Annotated in this window: 14 protein-coding genes; 7 read left to right on the forward strand and 7 right to left on the reverse strand. The window is 46.9% G+C overall.

Translation table 11 applies throughout. The features are described 5' to 3' along the window. Positions 1-117: 117 nt before the first annotated feature. The gene (gene gor, locus SAR116_RS03520; protein WP_013045555.1) at positions 118-1,470 is read right to left on the reverse strand and encodes a glutathione-disulfide reductase; all 1,353 of its coding nucleotides are present in this window, start codon (positions 1,468-1,470) and stop codon (positions 118-120) included. Between the two features lie 113 nt (positions 1,471-1,583). Next, on the reverse strand, positions 1,584-2,039 hold the full coding sequence (locus tag SAR116_RS03525; protein ID WP_013045556.1) for a hypothetical protein: 456 nt from the start codon (positions 2,037-2,039) through the stop codon (positions 1,584-1,586). Positions 2,040-2,327: 288 nt separating this feature from the next. Between SAR116_RS03525 and SAR116_RS03530 the strand changes: the two genes are divergently transcribed. Further along, positions 2,328-4,298 carry an acetoacetate--CoA ligase gene (locus SAR116_RS03530; protein ID WP_013045557.1) on the forward strand — a complete coding sequence of 657 codons (1,971 nt, stop codon included), beginning with the start codon at positions 2,328-2,330 and terminating at the stop codon, positions 4,296-4,298. 146 nt (positions 4,299-4,444) lie between these two features. On the opposite strand, the gene SAR116_RS03535 is transcribed toward SAR116_RS03530, so the two are convergent. The 3 genes from SAR116_RS03535 to SAR116_RS03545 form a co-directional block, all read right to left on the reverse strand. Beyond that, complete coding sequence (locus SAR116_RS03535; protein ID WP_013045558.1) at positions 4,445-4,972, reverse strand: hypothetical protein; 528 nt, start codon at positions 4,970-4,972, stop codon at positions 4,445-4,447. A gap of 96 nt (positions 4,973-5,068) precedes the next feature. Then, positions 5,069-5,980, reverse strand: coding sequence for a DMT family transporter (locus SAR116_RS03540; RefSeq protein WP_013045559.1), 912 nt, complete (start codon positions 5,978-5,980; stop codon positions 5,069-5,071). 132 nt (positions 5,981-6,112) lie between these two features. After that, positions 6,113-6,781: a cytochrome b/b6 domain-containing protein gene (locus tag SAR116_RS03545; RefSeq protein WP_013045560.1), complete on the reverse strand. Its 669-nt coding sequence runs from the start codon at positions 6,779-6,781 to the stop codon at positions 6,113-6,115. Between the two features lie 96 nt (positions 6,782-6,877). Here SAR116_RS03545 and SAR116_RS03550 point away from each other — a divergent pair, with 96 nt between their 5' ends. Next, positions 6,878-7,513: a DNA-3-methyladenine glycosylase family protein gene (locus SAR116_RS03550; protein WP_190275468.1), complete on the forward strand. Its 636-nt coding sequence runs from the start codon at positions 6,878-6,880 to the stop codon at positions 7,511-7,513. Here SAR116_RS03550 and SAR116_RS03555 read toward each other — a convergent pair. Continuing rightward, positions 7,510-8,178, reverse strand: a complete 669-nt coding sequence (locus SAR116_RS03555; protein ID WP_013045562.1) for an SOS response-associated peptidase — start codon at positions 8,176-8,178, stop codon at positions 7,510-7,512. The genes SAR116_RS03550 and SAR116_RS03555 overlap by 4 nt on opposite strands. Positions 8,179-8,327: 149 nt before the next feature. On the opposite strand from SAR116_RS03555, the gene SAR116_RS03560 reads away from it, so the two are divergent. The 3 genes from SAR116_RS03560 to SAR116_RS03570 are packed head-to-tail and all read left to right on the forward strand — an operon-like array spanning position 8,328 to position 11,352. Continuing rightward, on the forward strand, positions 8,328-9,305 hold the full coding sequence (locus SAR116_RS03560) for an L-threonylcarbamoyladenylate synthase (protein WP_013045563.1): 978 nt from the start codon (positions 8,328-8,330) through the stop codon (positions 9,303-9,305). A gap of 25 nt (positions 9,306-9,330) precedes the next feature. After that, complete coding sequence (locus SAR116_RS03565) at positions 9,331-10,764, forward strand: FAD-binding oxidoreductase (RefSeq protein WP_041861120.1); 1,434 nt, start codon at positions 9,331-9,333, stop codon at positions 10,762-10,764. A gap of 36 nt (positions 10,765-10,800) precedes the next feature. After that, positions 10,801-11,352: a DUF924 family protein gene (locus SAR116_RS03570; RefSeq protein WP_013045565.1), complete on the forward strand. Its 552-nt coding sequence runs from the start codon at positions 10,801-10,803 to the stop codon at positions 11,350-11,352. 6 nt (positions 11,353-11,358) lie between these two features. Here the strand turns inward: SAR116_RS03570 and SAR116_RS03575 are convergent, their stop codons facing one another. Beyond that, complete coding sequence (locus tag SAR116_RS03575; protein WP_013045566.1) at positions 11,359-12,282, reverse strand: glycosyltransferase family 9 protein; 924 nt, start codon at positions 12,280-12,282, stop codon at positions 11,359-11,361. A gap of 156 nt (positions 12,283-12,438) precedes the next feature. On the opposite strand from SAR116_RS03575, the gene SAR116_RS03580 reads away from it, so the two are divergent. After that, positions 12,439-13,569 (forward strand): glycosyltransferase family 4 protein, encoded by a 1,131-nt coding sequence (locus SAR116_RS03580; RefSeq protein WP_041860742.1) that lies wholly within the window; start codon positions 12,439-12,441, stop codon positions 13,567-13,569. Between the two features lie 94 nt (positions 13,570-13,663). Further along, entirely contained in the window at positions 13,664-15,883 is a 2,220-nt protein-coding gene (locus SAR116_RS03585) for an LPS-assembly protein LptD (RefSeq protein ID WP_013045568.1), read from the forward strand. Positions 15,884-15,893: the final 10 nt, after the last annotated feature.

Genomic DNA, 15,893 nt, shown 5'->3' on the forward strand with positions numbered 1-15,893 from the left:
GAACAAGCCCAATCATGCGTATCTGTGCCAAAAATTCAAGCTTTTTCGCCATGTAGCAATGACTATGAGCTGGCCTTGCCACAGATAGGCGATGAAGCATCCAACTCGGAAAACAGGCTAATCACGCGGTGAACGCATGGTCACAAATTCTTCGGCTGATGTGGGGTGAATACCAATGGTGGCGTCAAAGTCAGCCTTTGTAGCGCCAGCTTTGACGGCAATCCCCACACCCTGCATAATTTCCCCGCAATCCGGCCCCATCATATGGGCACCAACAACCTTGTCACTGACATCATCGACAATCAGTTTCATATAGGTTTTTTCACCGCGTCCCGAAATGGTGTTTTTCATCGCCCTGAACTGACTTTCATAAACTCGGATTTTGGCATATTTTGCCGTGGCTTCGGGTTCGGTTAAACCGACAGTGGCTATTGGCGGCTGGCTAAACACAGCCGAGGCAATGTTTTCATGGCTGATGGTGCGTGGTTTGTTACCATATAAGGTATCAGCAAAAGCATGGCCTTCATTGATGGCAACAGGCGTCAGATTCACCCGATCAGTGACATCACCAACGGCATAGATGCTGGGTATGGATGTACGCGAATAAGCATCCACCAGCACTTCACCATTGCGCCCCATATCGACACCAACCTGCTCGAGACCTAGCTGGCTGGTATTGGGCTTGCGTCCAGTCGCGGCCATCACCTGGTCAACATGAATGGTTGAACCATCACTGAGACTGGCAATTTTTCTGCCATTGTCAGACGCAAGCGCATCAACGGTCGTTCCCGGGTGCAAGATAATACCGCGATCCTGCATCGCTACAGCAATATGCCGGCGCACATCTTCATCAAAGCCGCGCAAAGGCAAATCACCCCGATAGACAAGATGTGTTTTCGCCCCATAGCCATTGAAAATACCCGCAAATTCAAGCGCAATATAGCCACCACCATAAATCAAAATTTCAGACGGAAAATCATCTAGATCAAGCGCCTCGTTCGAGGTTATCGCATGCTCATTCATGCCAGGCACATCGATTATCTGCGGCAGGCCACCAACAGCCACCAGGATGGTTTTGGCGGTGATATCCTGATCATTCACGGTAACGCTATGCGGGCCAGTAACCTTGGCAAAGCCACGAAGTAATGTAGCACCAGCATTCTCAAGCAAAGATACATAGATCGACTCAAGCCGGTTTAGTTCGGTATTCTTCGCGGTAATCAGATGTGCCCAATCATGTGTTGGCGTCTCAATATGCCAGCCAAAACCGCGTGCATCTTCGACATCGGCAGAAAACATCGATCCATACATAAGTAGCTTTTTTGGCACACAGCCCCGGATCACACAGGTGCCACCCGGCCGGTCGCCTTCGATCACCGCAACCTTGGCACCATGAGTTGCTGAAATTCTGGCCGCCCGGACACCGCCAGAGCCAGCGCCGATAACCACCAAATCATACATATATTCCATTTTGTCCCGCTTCATGTCTGTAGAAAAGACAGTACCCGTTTCACAGACAGGCACCTGACATTAAACACACATATGGGTCAAAGCGCAGAGATGCAATAGGTGATGATGATTGCTCAAGCAAAATCAAGTTCGCTAATGACGTCGGTAAATTCGGTATCATCAACATAATCAAGCAAAATAACCGCCGCCATATTGTGAAAATTATTAATCATAGTTGCCAATGACGCGCTTGTCGCATCGCTGAGATCCACAAAGCGGTAAACCGTAATTGAGGCTTCACCCGAACAAATGCCAAATGGTGAACTGCTTGTTGCTATCGTATCCTCAAGTAAAAGCATGGTCAGGAATGAAGCTTTAAGAGGGCCCGTTCCATCACGCGAGGCACAACAATAAAGTAGCCCTTTATTGCCCGAATGCATTAGCTCAAGCTGTGTTATGAGATTGCTCTTATCCGAGGTCATCCAGCGGCTTTTCGCTACTTCAAGAAGGGGCTTGTTCAATGGGGGAAATGCACTTTCAATCAGAGGTGCAACCTGATCTCTTATCAGCTCTTTGAGATGCTGGTTCATTATTCTGCTTGCTCCGGTTTGCATAATGGCAATTGGTAAACGTTAACATAATTTAACTATTTGTTAACGTTTAAACAAAACATTTAATATTGGCTACTATCTAGAGGTCTTATTTTTTAGGATCAAATGCACCAGAAACTAGGCAAGGCATTGTTTTTGCATAAAAAAGAAAACAATTTTCCAATTTTCTTAAAAAGGGATTTTCATGCTGAAGATTGCACCGCATCATTATTATGATAGGGTGACTAGCCCCATAGATGCTAGACATATTTTTACTTGGATATTTACATGATGCCAACCTTATCCACATCACATGACCAGCTTTTATGGCGTCCTGACCAGGCCTTTTTAGAAGATGCCGAGATCAGCAAATTCATTGCCTATCTGACGCAAAACAATGCTTATGACGGTGATCAAGATTTCCAGAAGCTATGGCAATGGTCTATCGATAATAGCGAACAATTCTGGTCGGCATTATGGGACTGGCATGGCGTCATTGGTCGTAAAGGTGATCGTGTTCTGATCGATGCCGGCCAGATGCCAGGGGCAAAATTTTTTCCGGATGCCAAAATCAATTTTGCCGAAAATATGATACGCGACGCGGATGATACCATCGCTATCAGCGCCTATGGTGAGGATGGCCGACACCAGCGCCTCACCCGTCAAGAGCTATATGATAACGTCATGTCATTGGCTGGATGGTTACAGCAAGCTGGCGTTAAAAAGGGAGACCGCGTCGCCGCCTATGCACCGAACGTTCCTGAAACGATCATCATGATGCTGGCATCAGCGACGATTGGTGCGGTTTTTTCAAGCTGTTCGCCTGATTTTGGTCTTGATGGCGTGCGTGATCGCTTTGGCCAGATCGAGCCAAAAATCCTACTTGCATGTGATGGATATCATTATGCAGGTAAACACATAGACCGTTTACCGATTATTGCGGATCTGGTGGCCACGGTATCGTCAGTCAGCAAAATTTTGATCATTCCCTATCTGAACGAAACACCCGATTTATCAGGCCTTGCAAATGCCACGCTATTCGCCGAGGCGCTGGGTACCACGCCAGTCACCGATTTTACACAAATCGCCTTTAATGATCCGCTATATATTCTGTATTCAAGCGGCACAACTGGCGCGCCAAAATGTATTGTGCACGGCACTGGTGGCACGATGTTACAGCATATCAAGGAACATCGTCTGCACAGCAATGTCAAAGCAGGCGACAATGTTTTCTATTTCACCACTTGTGGCTGGATGATGTGGAACTGGCTTGTTTCAGCCTTAATGATGAAAGCAACAATTGTACTTTATGAGGGCAATCCATTCTTCCCCGGCCCTGAACGCCTGTGGCAAATTGCCGAGACCGAGAAACTGAGCCTATTTGGCACATCGGCCAAATATATCGACGCTGTCTCTAATGCCGGATACCATCCCAGGCAATCAGTTGATCTAAGTGCACTTCGCAGCCTTTTATCGACAGGCTCACCGCTATCTTCTGATGGCTTTGATTTTGTTTACAAATCAATCAAAGATAATGTGCAGCTGTGCTCAATTTCGGGAGGAACGGACATTGTGTCCTGTTTTGTCCTTGGCGCACCATCTCAACCTGTTTATGCAGGCGAAATTCAGACACGTGGTCTTGGCATGGCTGTTGACGTTCTTGATGATGACGGAATGCCTGTGCGCGGCAAGCAAGGCGAATTATGCTGTTGCGCCCCCTTCCCATCGATGCCGGTAATGTTCTGGAACGATCCGGATGAAAGCAAATACAAAGCTGCCTATTTTGAACATTTTCCGGGACTATGGCGACATGGCGACTGGGCAACATTGAACGAGCGTGGCGGCATTGTCATTCATGGACGATCAGATGCGACGCTTAATCCGGGTGGTGTTCGTATCGGCACTGCCGAAATTTATCGTCAGGTTGAAGCCTTTCCCGAAGTTATCGAAGCTCTTGTCATCGGCCAGAATTGGGATAATGATGTTCGCGTGATCCTGTTTGTTAAGATGGCTGATGGGTGCGCTCTATCAGATAAAATCAAAGCTGATTTAAAGGCAGCTATCCGCAAGGGTGCTACCCCGCGCCATGTTCCGGCTGTTATCGCGGCTGTGCCAGATATACCGCGCACAAGATCCGGCAAGATAACCGAACTTGCGGTGCGTGACATCATTCATGGGCGTGATGTAAAAAACACATCGGCCTTGGCAAATGCCGAAGCGTTGGACTTTTTCAAACATATTGCCGAATTAAAGAGCTAGTATTAACCACGCCATCAGCTCAGCCAATTATATGATTAGCGCATAGCCTAGTGCCATTGGCACGTTCGGCGGTGGAAACCTCAGATACCATAGTGCTTGCACAGGTTGCGGCTTATAAACATAGGGGCGCTGATTATCGAACGTGTTTAGCTAGCGAAACCCTGCTTGATGAGCCCCTGAACAGCGCTGCTATTGGCAAAGCGCCGGCGGTTTTTTTTGAAAAATGGCAGGGCAAAGGCAAGCTGGTTGGTCTCTGATTGCTTGAGCAGATCATCATCATCAAGATTTTCAATTTTAGCCGCGCCACATGGATGTATCACATAGGTATGTTCAGCACTAACCCGGTTGGCGATGGTCTGAAATTTTGCTTTGGAACCAACTGGCCATTTCTCACGCAGGACAGTCACAACAATGAAATTGGCGCCCACATCAAATTGTTTGGCAATCGCGTGATTTTCGACATGGTCCTTGGCAATTAACGTCATCGCCGCAAGATGCGCTGGATCAGCCGCCAGCTTTTCGCCACGATCCTGATCCATCCAATGTCCCAGAATATTGACGCGATCTTCAGCAACCAAACCCATCAATAGCGGCAATCCGGCATCCGTGCTGGCATCCATATCGATATCGACAATATCGGACTCGCCCATAATACGAATAAGACGTGTTGGCATCAGAGCCTCCTAAGGGACCTATAAAATAATCAGATGCCCGTTATAGAATATCAGGATGCTTTTGCAACAGGCTTTACACCAGCCCCTTATTTAAGGTCATTCCGGCGCAATTGTGGTTTCACGATTACGGACAAATTCGCGCCATGCGATCACCAAACAACTTGATATGATGATTATAACACCAATGATCTGCGTCATATTCATGACCTCGGCAAACATCAGATAACCTGCCATTCCCGAAAGCGGAATTTGCAAATAACGAATAGATGATACAACCACCGCATCCGAGTATTGATAGGCGCTTGTAAAGCATATTTGTAATGCCGAACCAATGACACCAAGTAAGATCAAATCATACAATAATTGCCCACCAACCGGATCAAGCAATTCCGGCATCATGAAAACAACAAGCCCCACCACAATTGTGCCTGACCCATTATACCATAGGGCAACGCTGGCTGGTGCATCGCCACGACCAAGGCGCCGTAAGACAATTGATAACGCCGCCCCCGACATTGCAGCACAAACACCAAATAGCGCATAAAGGGAAAGCGCACCAGCGAATGGATCAGTTACAATGAAAACACCAGACAGACCAGCAATCACCGCTGACCAACGATATATACCTATTCTCTCGCCAAGCATCAGTGGCGAAAAAATGGTTACAAAAATCACCGCACTTTGAAATAGCGCTGTTGCCTGGCCAAAAGGCATATTTCGTATCGACAAGAACCAGAAAATTATGCCAGAGCCGCCAAAAATAATCCGCAAAGCCAAAGTCTTGGTCTGGTTTATCTGAAGGAACTGTCCACCACGCACATATAACGCATAGATACATAACAACGGAATTGAGAACAGAAACCGATAGAATAATGTGGTTACAATGCCAACATCTAAGGCGGTTTTCTTAATAAGAATACCCGTTACAAGACCAAGTAATACGGCTATGAAGCTAAGAAGCAATCCCAAAAATGGGCGCGATACAGATAACGAAATTGATGAAGTCACAAGGAATCCCAGTTTTACCGACCCCGCATTCGGCTCAGGCGAGCACAGAAACTAGGCGGCAAAAACAATAGCTAAATAATATAACAGTGATATATTATTCATAGACAACACACCAATAAAATCTACTGGACTCTAGAAAAATGCAGGACGTAATAGGGTCAACATCTGCGCACCAGCGACCATGATCAGCATCAAAAAAACACCAAAGATTGTGCGGTTACGGGAAATCGATCCATCGGCTCCTTCTATGGTGTCCGGAAGATCAGTTGCCCGCCCTTTGATCATCGCCATGGTCAAGCCACGTTTTTTGATAAATTTATAAACAAGAATAGCTGCAATATGCAGAAACAAAATAAGAAATAATACTTTTTCACCCAAATGATGAATTGAACTGGCTGTCTTGCTATAGGCAGGCAGAAGGTGAGCCAATGGCCCGTCAAACAGGATGCCGTCAGTTGAAATGGAGCCGCTGAAAGCCATAAACCATGTAATCATCAAAAGTGCCAAAACAGCATAACCAGCAAGCGGACTATGCCCCGCACCACGGACTTTGTGCCGCCCTGCAATTTCTCCACGCAACCATTGTATAACGGTAACAGGTCCACGTAAAAAATTGGCAAAGCGTGCATGATGGCCACCAACAAAACCCCATATAATACGCCATCCAACAAGCGCCATGACAGCAAGTCCAAATCGTTCATGCACAACAAGCACCCCAATCTTTGCAGACATGATCGCGCCAATTACGGATATGGCCAATCCCCAGTGAAACAGTCTTAGCGGTAAATCCCAGATACGCATTGATCGTCTCCTCTGTTTTCAGTTAAAATCCTAGCGTTCCTTATAGTTTAATCAAATTATACCTTACGTGATATGACAAATGACTTGTTAATTGACATGAAAACCATACTGCTTGCGTCTGGCGGCGCCATTGATCAGCTGAGCGCGATTGACGCAGATGTTGCTGATGTCATAAAGCAGTATGGACCACCACCTGATAGATCGCTTCCTGCCAATTTCGATACCTTGGCGCGCGCGATCGTCGGACAACAGATTTCGCGCGCAGCTGCCACATCAATCTGGAATAGAATGGAAGCAAATGGCGTTAGCGAAGTAGATGTCATTGCAACAAAATCACCTGATGATCTTGCCGAACTTGGCTTGTCGCGCCGCAAAGCCGAATATATCATCGGTATCGCTGACGAAATCGTATCCAAACGAATTGATCTGCATGAATTGGCCACTTTGGATGGACAGGCAGTGCAAGACCGGCTTGTGCAAATTCGCGGCATAGGCGCCTGGACAGCAGATAATTTCCGCCTTTTTGCTTTGGGCGATATGGATGCTTGGCCTGTTAACGATATTGCGCTTCAAGAAGGGATGAAGCGGCTGAAGAAACTGTCACATCGACCAAAGGCACCTGAGATGGAAACCTTGGGCGAGGCCTGGCGGCCTTATCGCGGGGCTGGTGCGCTTGTGCTTTGGCACCTTTACGGGATAGTGGTACGCAAAGCCACGATCAGCGATATCTAATCAAACAAATCTGCCTGATCGGGCTTTGCTGGTAACAACGCGTCAGCCGAAAGCGGCGTCACGAGTTCCGGATTATCATTGCCTACATTGCCAACATCAGCAGCAACCCGGTACCAGTTAAATAAGTGCGATGGGGCAATCTTGCACTGTCTTGCGGCTAATTCAAGATCACTACCAAGCCATTGATTCCAGGCATCAGCGGCTATGACAAGTGGTTGACGGTGATGTATTTCACTTAACTTTTCGTTCGCGGCGCTGGTCATAATCACAAAATGCAGATCACCACCGCGCTGGAAGGTCAAGCCGGCAAAGCCCATAACATCACCATCACGAAGCTGCACATGCCACGGGGTTTTTGGGGCTGACCACTCAAACCAACCACTTGATGGCACAATACAGCGCGACAGGCGAAACGCATCGCGAAAGGTTGGTTTTTCAGTAACCGTTTCCATACGTGCATTAATCAAAAAGCTGGCCTTGCTGGTGGCAGGCGGCAACCCCCATTTTGCGGTCACAGCTTCATTTTGTAAGCCTTCGCGCGTGATGATTGTAACCGACTGGCTGGGTGCCACATTCCATCGCGGGCGCATATTCTTTAGCATCGACACGCCAAAAAGCCGCATAAGTTCTTCTGGTGTTGCGGTGCTGGTAAAACGTCCACACATGCGGGTGCCCTATCGATATTCCAGAGTCTAAAAATCTAATAGATGGCATTTCCAGAACAAAGTCCATAATCAAAGAGGCGCTTGCCCCCAAACCAGCTTATCGCAAACCTAAGGCTAGGCGCACAGCATGCAATGATGTATGTAATGGCATGACCGAATGCCTTTCAATCTCCGAAAATAGTGTGGCGCGCGCTGTTGATTTATTGCGCGCCGGACAGCTTGTGGCGTTTCCGACTGAAACGGTATATGGGCTGGGCGGCGACGCCTGCAATGACCATGCTGTGGCTGGCATTTTTAAAACCAAGGGGCGGCCATCCTTTAATCCGCTTATCAGCCATGTGGCAACAATTGACATGGCCTTCACACTTGGCAAAAAAACCGCAATTGCCGAAATTCTGGCTTACAATTTCTGGCCTGGCGCAATGACCATGATCCTTGATCGAACCAAAGACTGCAAGGTCAGCATGCTGACAACTGCCGGTTTAGACAAAATTGCAGTCCGGGTCCCATCGCATGAAGCGGCTACCCAGCTTCTAAGCAGCTTTGGCGGCCCCCTTGCCGCACCAAGTGCCAATCCATCCGGCCGCATTAGCCCCAGCACAGTCAGCCATGTTATCGATGGATTAGGCGGGCAAATTGATTTGATACTTGATGGCGGAGCATGCGAAAGCGGCCTCGAGTCAACGATCATTGACTGTAGCGCCAACATTCCGGTTATTCTGCGCCCTGGCGGCATCACTCGTGATGCGGTTAATGATGTATTAAATCAGGCTGGCCACAGGTTATTGGAGCAAACCATAGCAGGTAATGATGACAAAAGACCTGTAAGCCCCGGACAGCTTGCTAGCCATTATGCGCCACAGCTTGGCGTTCGGATGAATGCAACAAATGCAGAAGATACCGAAATAGCCATCGGTTTCGGTAGCCAGATGCACGAGGCACCGTTAAACTTAAGCCTATCGGGAAATCTTACCGAAGCTGCCGCCAACCTGTTTGCTTTACTGCATAAAGCCGATAAGCTAGGTGCCAAACAGAATGCCACGCATATTGCCATAGCCCCTATTCCCGATCATGAACTGGGCGAAGCTATTAATGACCGACTGCGCCGCGCATCTGCGCCCCGTTAACTATTCAGATTATGTAGAGAACTATATGCCAAATAGTATTATTGACAGTTTAACCAAAATTGTTGGCGCAAAATCCGTATTGAATGCGGCTGCAGAAATGGCACCCTTTTTGTCTGATTGGCATGACCGCTATCATGGCAAAGCGCATGCCGTTGTTCTGCCCGCAACCACGGATGAAGTGTCGCAGGTTATGGCCTTTGCCGAATCCGAAAATATTGTCGTGGTTCCGCAGGGGGGCAATACGGGCTTTATGGGCGGCGCGACACCAGACGCAACAGGTAATACGATTTTATTATCTTTGCGCCGTATGAACACGATACGCGACATTGATGTGCAGAATATGTCAATGACGGTTGAAGCTGGGTGTATTCTGCAAAATCTGCATGACATCACCGAAGAAAAAGGACTCTATTTTCCCCTAAACCTTGCCGCCAAAGGCAGTTGCACCATAGGGGGCAATCTGGGCACAAATGCAGGCGGCCTAAATGTTGTTCGTTATGGTTCTGCCCGTCAGCTCACCTTGGGGTTAGAAGTTGTATTAATGGGGGGCAAGGTCATCGATTTGCTAGGTGGTCTGCGCAAAGATAATACCGGATATGACCTGAAAAATCTGTTTATTGGATCAGAAGGCACATTGGGTATTATTACTGCCGCCACCTTGCGTCTATTTCCTTTACCGGTGGCGCGAAGCACCGCCTTTGCCGAAGTGCGAGATGTCGAGGCGGCTGTAACTTTGTTGCATCGTCTGCAAGCGGCATCAGGCGGCACTGTTGAAGCGTTTGAGCTGATTCCGGCTGATATTTTGCATGTTCTATTCGACAAATTTCCCAATATTCCTCAACCGCTAAAAACACGCGGTGCCATGAATGTGCTTATGGAAATTGCCAGCACCAATCCAGCAAGCGGTAACGTCGATGCAACGGGGTCATTACCATTAAATCAAATCATTGAAGATGTGCTGGCCAGCGCCTTTGAAGATGGGCTGGTCATTGACGCAACAATCGCCACCAGTGATGCGCAACGTCAATCCTTATGGGATGTTCGTGAAAATGCGCCTGAATCCCATAAATTATCAGGTAATGTTGCCCGTTCTGATGTTTCGTTGTCACAATCGGATCTAGCGCCTTTTTATGCCGAGATGGTTGCAGGTATCAAAGAGATTGATCCAACAATCTGGATTTGTGGTTACGGACATTTGGGTGATGGCAATTTGCATTTTAATCTGGTCGAAGGGCCTAATAGCAATTCAGATTTTAACGAAAAAGTGCCACATCTTTATGAATTGCTCTATCGAAATGTCGCAAAATATAATGGTTCCATCAGCGCAGAACATGGCATAGGTCAGACCAAGCGTGATCAGCTTGCCTCTGTCAAAAGTCCTGAAATCATGGATACGATGCGCGCGATAAAAACAGCATTAGATCCCAAGAATTTAATGAATCCAGGTAAAATATTATGATGGAAACAGTAATCCTGACATAGGGAGGTTTTAAACATGCCTAAAATGCCCGAAAATGATGAGGTTATAAATTTTTGGTTTCACGAAATCACCCCCGAACACTGGTTTAAAAAAGATGATGATTTTGACGCGCTCATAAAAGCCAAATTTGATAAAACAATCGCCCATGCTATGGCTGGTCGTCTTGACAGCTGGGCCGATAGTGATGCGGGATGCCTTGCGCTGATCATTGTTCTGGATCAATTTACCCGTAATGTTTACCGCGATACACCACGTGCTTTTGCTGGCGACGAGATGGCCCTTGCGCTGAGTTTACGATGCAAAGAACGCGGATACCTGGATCATCCCGATGCGAATTGGCGTCATTTCATGCTTATGCCAATGATGCATAGTGAAGATATCCACATTCAGGATGCCTCGCTTCCCTTGTTCAAGGAACTGACTACAGATCGAACCCATGAATTTGCCGTGAAGCATCGTGATATCGTTGCCAGGTTTGGCCGTTTTCCGCATCGCAATGCCATCTTGGGGCGGCCATCAACCGAGGAAGAAATTGACTTTCTGAAACAGCCAGGCTCGTCTTTTTAGATTATCTTAGAGCGCTTTCATCGAGCTTAGCCGGTCAATCACCATATCTGGCGTAATATTACTGATCGGTACGTCTTGAATCCATGAACAATGCGCCCCAACAGGGGCAGACATATCTGGATTAGTATCACCACCAAGAAGCATAACTGTAGGTGTGCCTGTTCGGGCAGCCAGAAAAACAGGCCCCGTATCATTGCCAACCACGAGACTAGATTGGGAACATAAAGCCGCTAACATGGGAATATCGGTTTTTCCTGCTAAATCTATGCTGTCTGATGCGCTGCCACGCACCGCGTCCACCGCTTCACGATCAGCATTTGTCCCGGCCAAAACAACCGCAAACCCTTGCTTCATAAGGGTGTTAGCCAGACTGGCAAAATGATGTGAAGGCCATCGTTTACTTGGCTTGGCTGGTGAACAACCAGCGATTAAAACAGCAAAGCGCTTTGGCAGTCCAAATTGGGCGATATCAGCGTTTAACCAGCTCGTATCGGCTTTGATATTGACGCCACCAGCCATTTTGGCAGTAGTCAGCATGCGTTGTTGATTATTGACGCCTGTAAAATCAGGCATCGGATGTGAACAGCCTGTGGCCGTACCATACCAGTCAGTTGAGGCGGCAACAAACAAACGATGATAATTTGCTGTACGCTTGCTACATTGCATATCAATGATCGCATGCCATTTTCGCCGTAAATGACGCGCCACAGTAACCGTTGCGACAAGATTGAAAAATGAGGCACGCTGATCAACGATAATTTCATCAAACCACGGCATTTTGCCAACTAAAGGCGCAAAGGCTGGTGATGTCAGCAATGCAATATGCGCATCCGGAAAGCCTGCCCTTACACTAGCATAGGCATCAAGACCCTGTATCAAATCACCAAGAGCGCCGTGTTTAATCACAAGAACTGACTTTTGCGTCGTCATCGGTTGCATTCCCAAGCCATATAATCGCCAAAATACATCTATTTATGTGTCATAGCATATTGTTTAGTTGCTGGTATGTAATAGAATGTTCATATGTAGATTTAATATCTTCATATCCAACTCAGACCTACCTGCAACCACCTTTGAGAGACACTATTGTCGTTATCATCGCTATCAAAAAAACCACGCATTGATATGCTGTTACCTTCAAAGGAACGTTTTACACCCGATAATGCAGGGGCGATTGCCGGTGTTGTTCGTGACCTTGCTATTGCCAGTGCGACGCCAGACATATTCCATATCTATGGTACTGCCGTCGAAAACGCATTTTCCGATGTCAATTTCACTGGGCTTAAACCAGAACATAGCTTGTTTCGAGGACAAAATATTCGTTTTGCAAATGCCTATTTAAAGCATATCGCCGCTACGACCATGCCAGACATTGTTGAAGTCCATAGCCGTTGTCATGTCGCGGGGTATCTTGCACGAAAAAACAAAAACTTGAATATAGTGCTTTATCTGCACAATGATCCTCGCACTATGAAAGGGGCAAAAACCATAGCTGAGCGCCGGTTTTTACTTGATCATATGGCGGCAGTGATTTGCATTTCCAATTATATTCGCGATTGTTTTCTTGATGGTATAGGCGACAAACATCCAAAAGCGCATATTGTTGGTGTGGCCAGAAATGGCACGAACCGCTGGATACAGAAACAACCAAAAAAAGAACCTTTCATATTGCTAGCTGGACGCATGGTTCCGGAAAAAGGCATTCTTGAATGTGCCGAGGCCATTGCACAGGTTCTGCCAAACTTTCCCGAATGGCGGCTAATCATTGCAGGCGCGCGACGTTTTGAGCAGGCCAAACGCGGTAGTTACGAAGATAAAGTTGCTACCGTGATAGCGCCATTGGGATCCCGCGCTGAAATGCTGGGCTTCATTCCCATCAAAGATATGCAAAAGCTACAGGCACGGGCAGCAATTGCAGCCTGCCCATCTTTATGGAACGAACCAATTTCAAAAGTTGTCCTTGAATCATTGGCCGCTGGTTGTGCACTTATAACAACGCGGCGTGGCGGGATTCCAGAGGTGGCCGAAGGCCGCGCTTTACTTGTTGATGATCCAAATATCATCACATTCAGCAACGCTTTTAAAACATTACTGGATGACGATAACATGCGCCAATCCCTACAGCATAAGGCATGGCGTGATTTTCCTTTTACAGCTCAACAAATGGCGCAAGATGCAGACGCGTTGCGTCTGCTAGCACTTTTACGCGAGAGTTAACCTCTGTTAACATGGATCAACAGCTACTTTGCATGGACATAGGCAACAAAACTCGTTAGCCATAGATCGTTACGTATATATCTAAGGATAAGAAATGCGCGTGTTTTTTAAGTTTTTCAGCTTTGTTTTTGTCGCAACTTCGTTGATGTCAGCCACGGCTATGGCAGACGATAATCCAATCGCCTTTGAAGCCGATAAGGTGCAAGTTAACCAAGAAGATGGTAGCATGTATGCTACTGGCAATGTTGTATTAAAGCAGGCTGGCAAGACATTACGTGCCGACGAAGTCACCTATAACAAGCCAAATGATCGCGCCATCGCACGCGGCAATGTGGTCATGACATTGCCGGACGGCACACGCCACAAAGCGATTGTTATGGAAGTTGATAATGAATTCACCCATATCGTTGCTGAAACACTCAGCACCAAATTTGCTGACGGTACATCGATGAAATCAAAAAATGGGGAACAAACTGTCGGCGACAAAGCTGTTTTCCAAAGTGCGCGTTTCACACCATGTAAATGTGATTTTGAAAATGGTGAAACGCCAATATGGGATTTACGAACAACATCTACAATAAGATCCGAAAAAACCAACACAATCAGTCACAATAATGTTCGTATGCATGTGCTGAATATTCCTGTTGGCTATTTCCCTTATTTAGCGCATCCAGATTGGACAGTACGGCGGCGGTCAGGCTTTTTAACGCCAAGCTTCGTCATCAGTTCGGATCTGGGATTTACAGCTTCAATTCCTTATTATCAGGTCATTGACGACACGCGTGACATAGAATTCACCCCATACAGATTTCAGCATCGTGGCACAGCGGTCAAAACCCGCTATCGCCAGAAATGGGATAATTCCGATTTGAACGTAGCTATCTATACCGCCTCAGTTGAAACTTATAAGAAAAACCGTGAAGCTGTCGGTGCTATTGATGGATTATTTACATCGACATTAGGTGATGACTGGAAGTTAAGAGCGCGCCTGAATAGAGCTAGCCAAGATACATTTATGCGCCGCTATAATTTTGATGAGTCAACGTCGCTAAAGTCAGAGATTGTGGCTGAAAGGATTAAATCAGAGCGCTATTATCTGGTCGAGGCCAACGATATTCAGACACTTCAAACAAAAACGGCTCTGGCTAATGAACCGTCATTACTTCCCAATATATATTATGAAGAGGTTAAAGCCGGGTTTCGTAGAAATCAGGTTTTGCGCACTGAAATACAGGCCTTCCAGCTGGATAATGACCAGGGTTACGATATGTCACGCTGGAGTGGTACGGCACAAATAACCGAAGACTTCCCAATGACTTATGGCATTGCCAGCTATGATGCTAATATAATTGGTAGCTTTTACAACCTGCATAGCCAACCTACCACCGCGACAACCAAAACTGGCACTGTGACTGCCGTTAACCCTATTATGTCCTTGGGGTATCGCCTGCCATTAGCAACATCTATTCTTGACCGTTTGGTTGTTATCGAACCGCAAGCCAAGCTGGTTCACGTGGCGGGCGAAGATAACACAGATAAAATACCAAACAGGGATGCTGCTGATTACCGAATTGATGAAGCTAATCTGTTTCTGCTTAACCGCTATCAGGGAAAAGACTATATCTTACCAGGTAGCCGAATGGATGTTGGCGTATCAGCCATCACACAAGATGCCGTACTTGGAGAAATATCAGGCTTTGCCGGTGTAAGCAGGCGCCTGTCTTCTCAGCGGACTACCGGGCTCAGCATCAATTCAGATGATATCTATTCCGATTATGTTGCTAGCGCGTCGATCGATCCACCTGGCGCCTATAAAGTCACATGGTCAGGGCGCCTATCTTCACATGATTTTACGCTTAATGAGTCTAAAACGACAATCACAGGTAATGTTGGTATCACAAACTGGTCACTTGATCATAACCAACTGAACAAGGCCTATTTTGCAAGTTCCAGCGATGATCGTGAAGAACTAACAGCGAATGCAATCCGCAGCTTTGATAATGGCTGGAATGTATCCGCAACCCAGATATGGGATTTGTCATACGGCACAACCAAACAGGAAAAAACCAGCGCATCGCTTGGCTATGGTGCTGGCACCTTTGCCGTTAGTAAAACCAGAGGCGGCGAGAAAAGTGCCACTCTAATATGGAATGGCGGGGTACAGGATTGCATCACCGTAACAGTCAATTACAAGCATGACCCGACCAAGGACAGAGACATCAAAACCGTCGATGAACTCAATTTTACAATCAGTTTCAAACATCTAGGAGCGCTGTCGCAGTCTGAAATAGCAAACGCCACAAAAAGTGAATGACTATAGAGCT

It is taken from the genome of Candidatus Puniceispirillum marinum IMCC1322 (genome assembly GCF_000024465.1).
GTDB classification, from domain to species: domain Bacteria; phylum Pseudomonadota; class Alphaproteobacteria; order Puniceispirillales; family Puniceispirillaceae; genus Puniceispirillum; species Puniceispirillum marinum.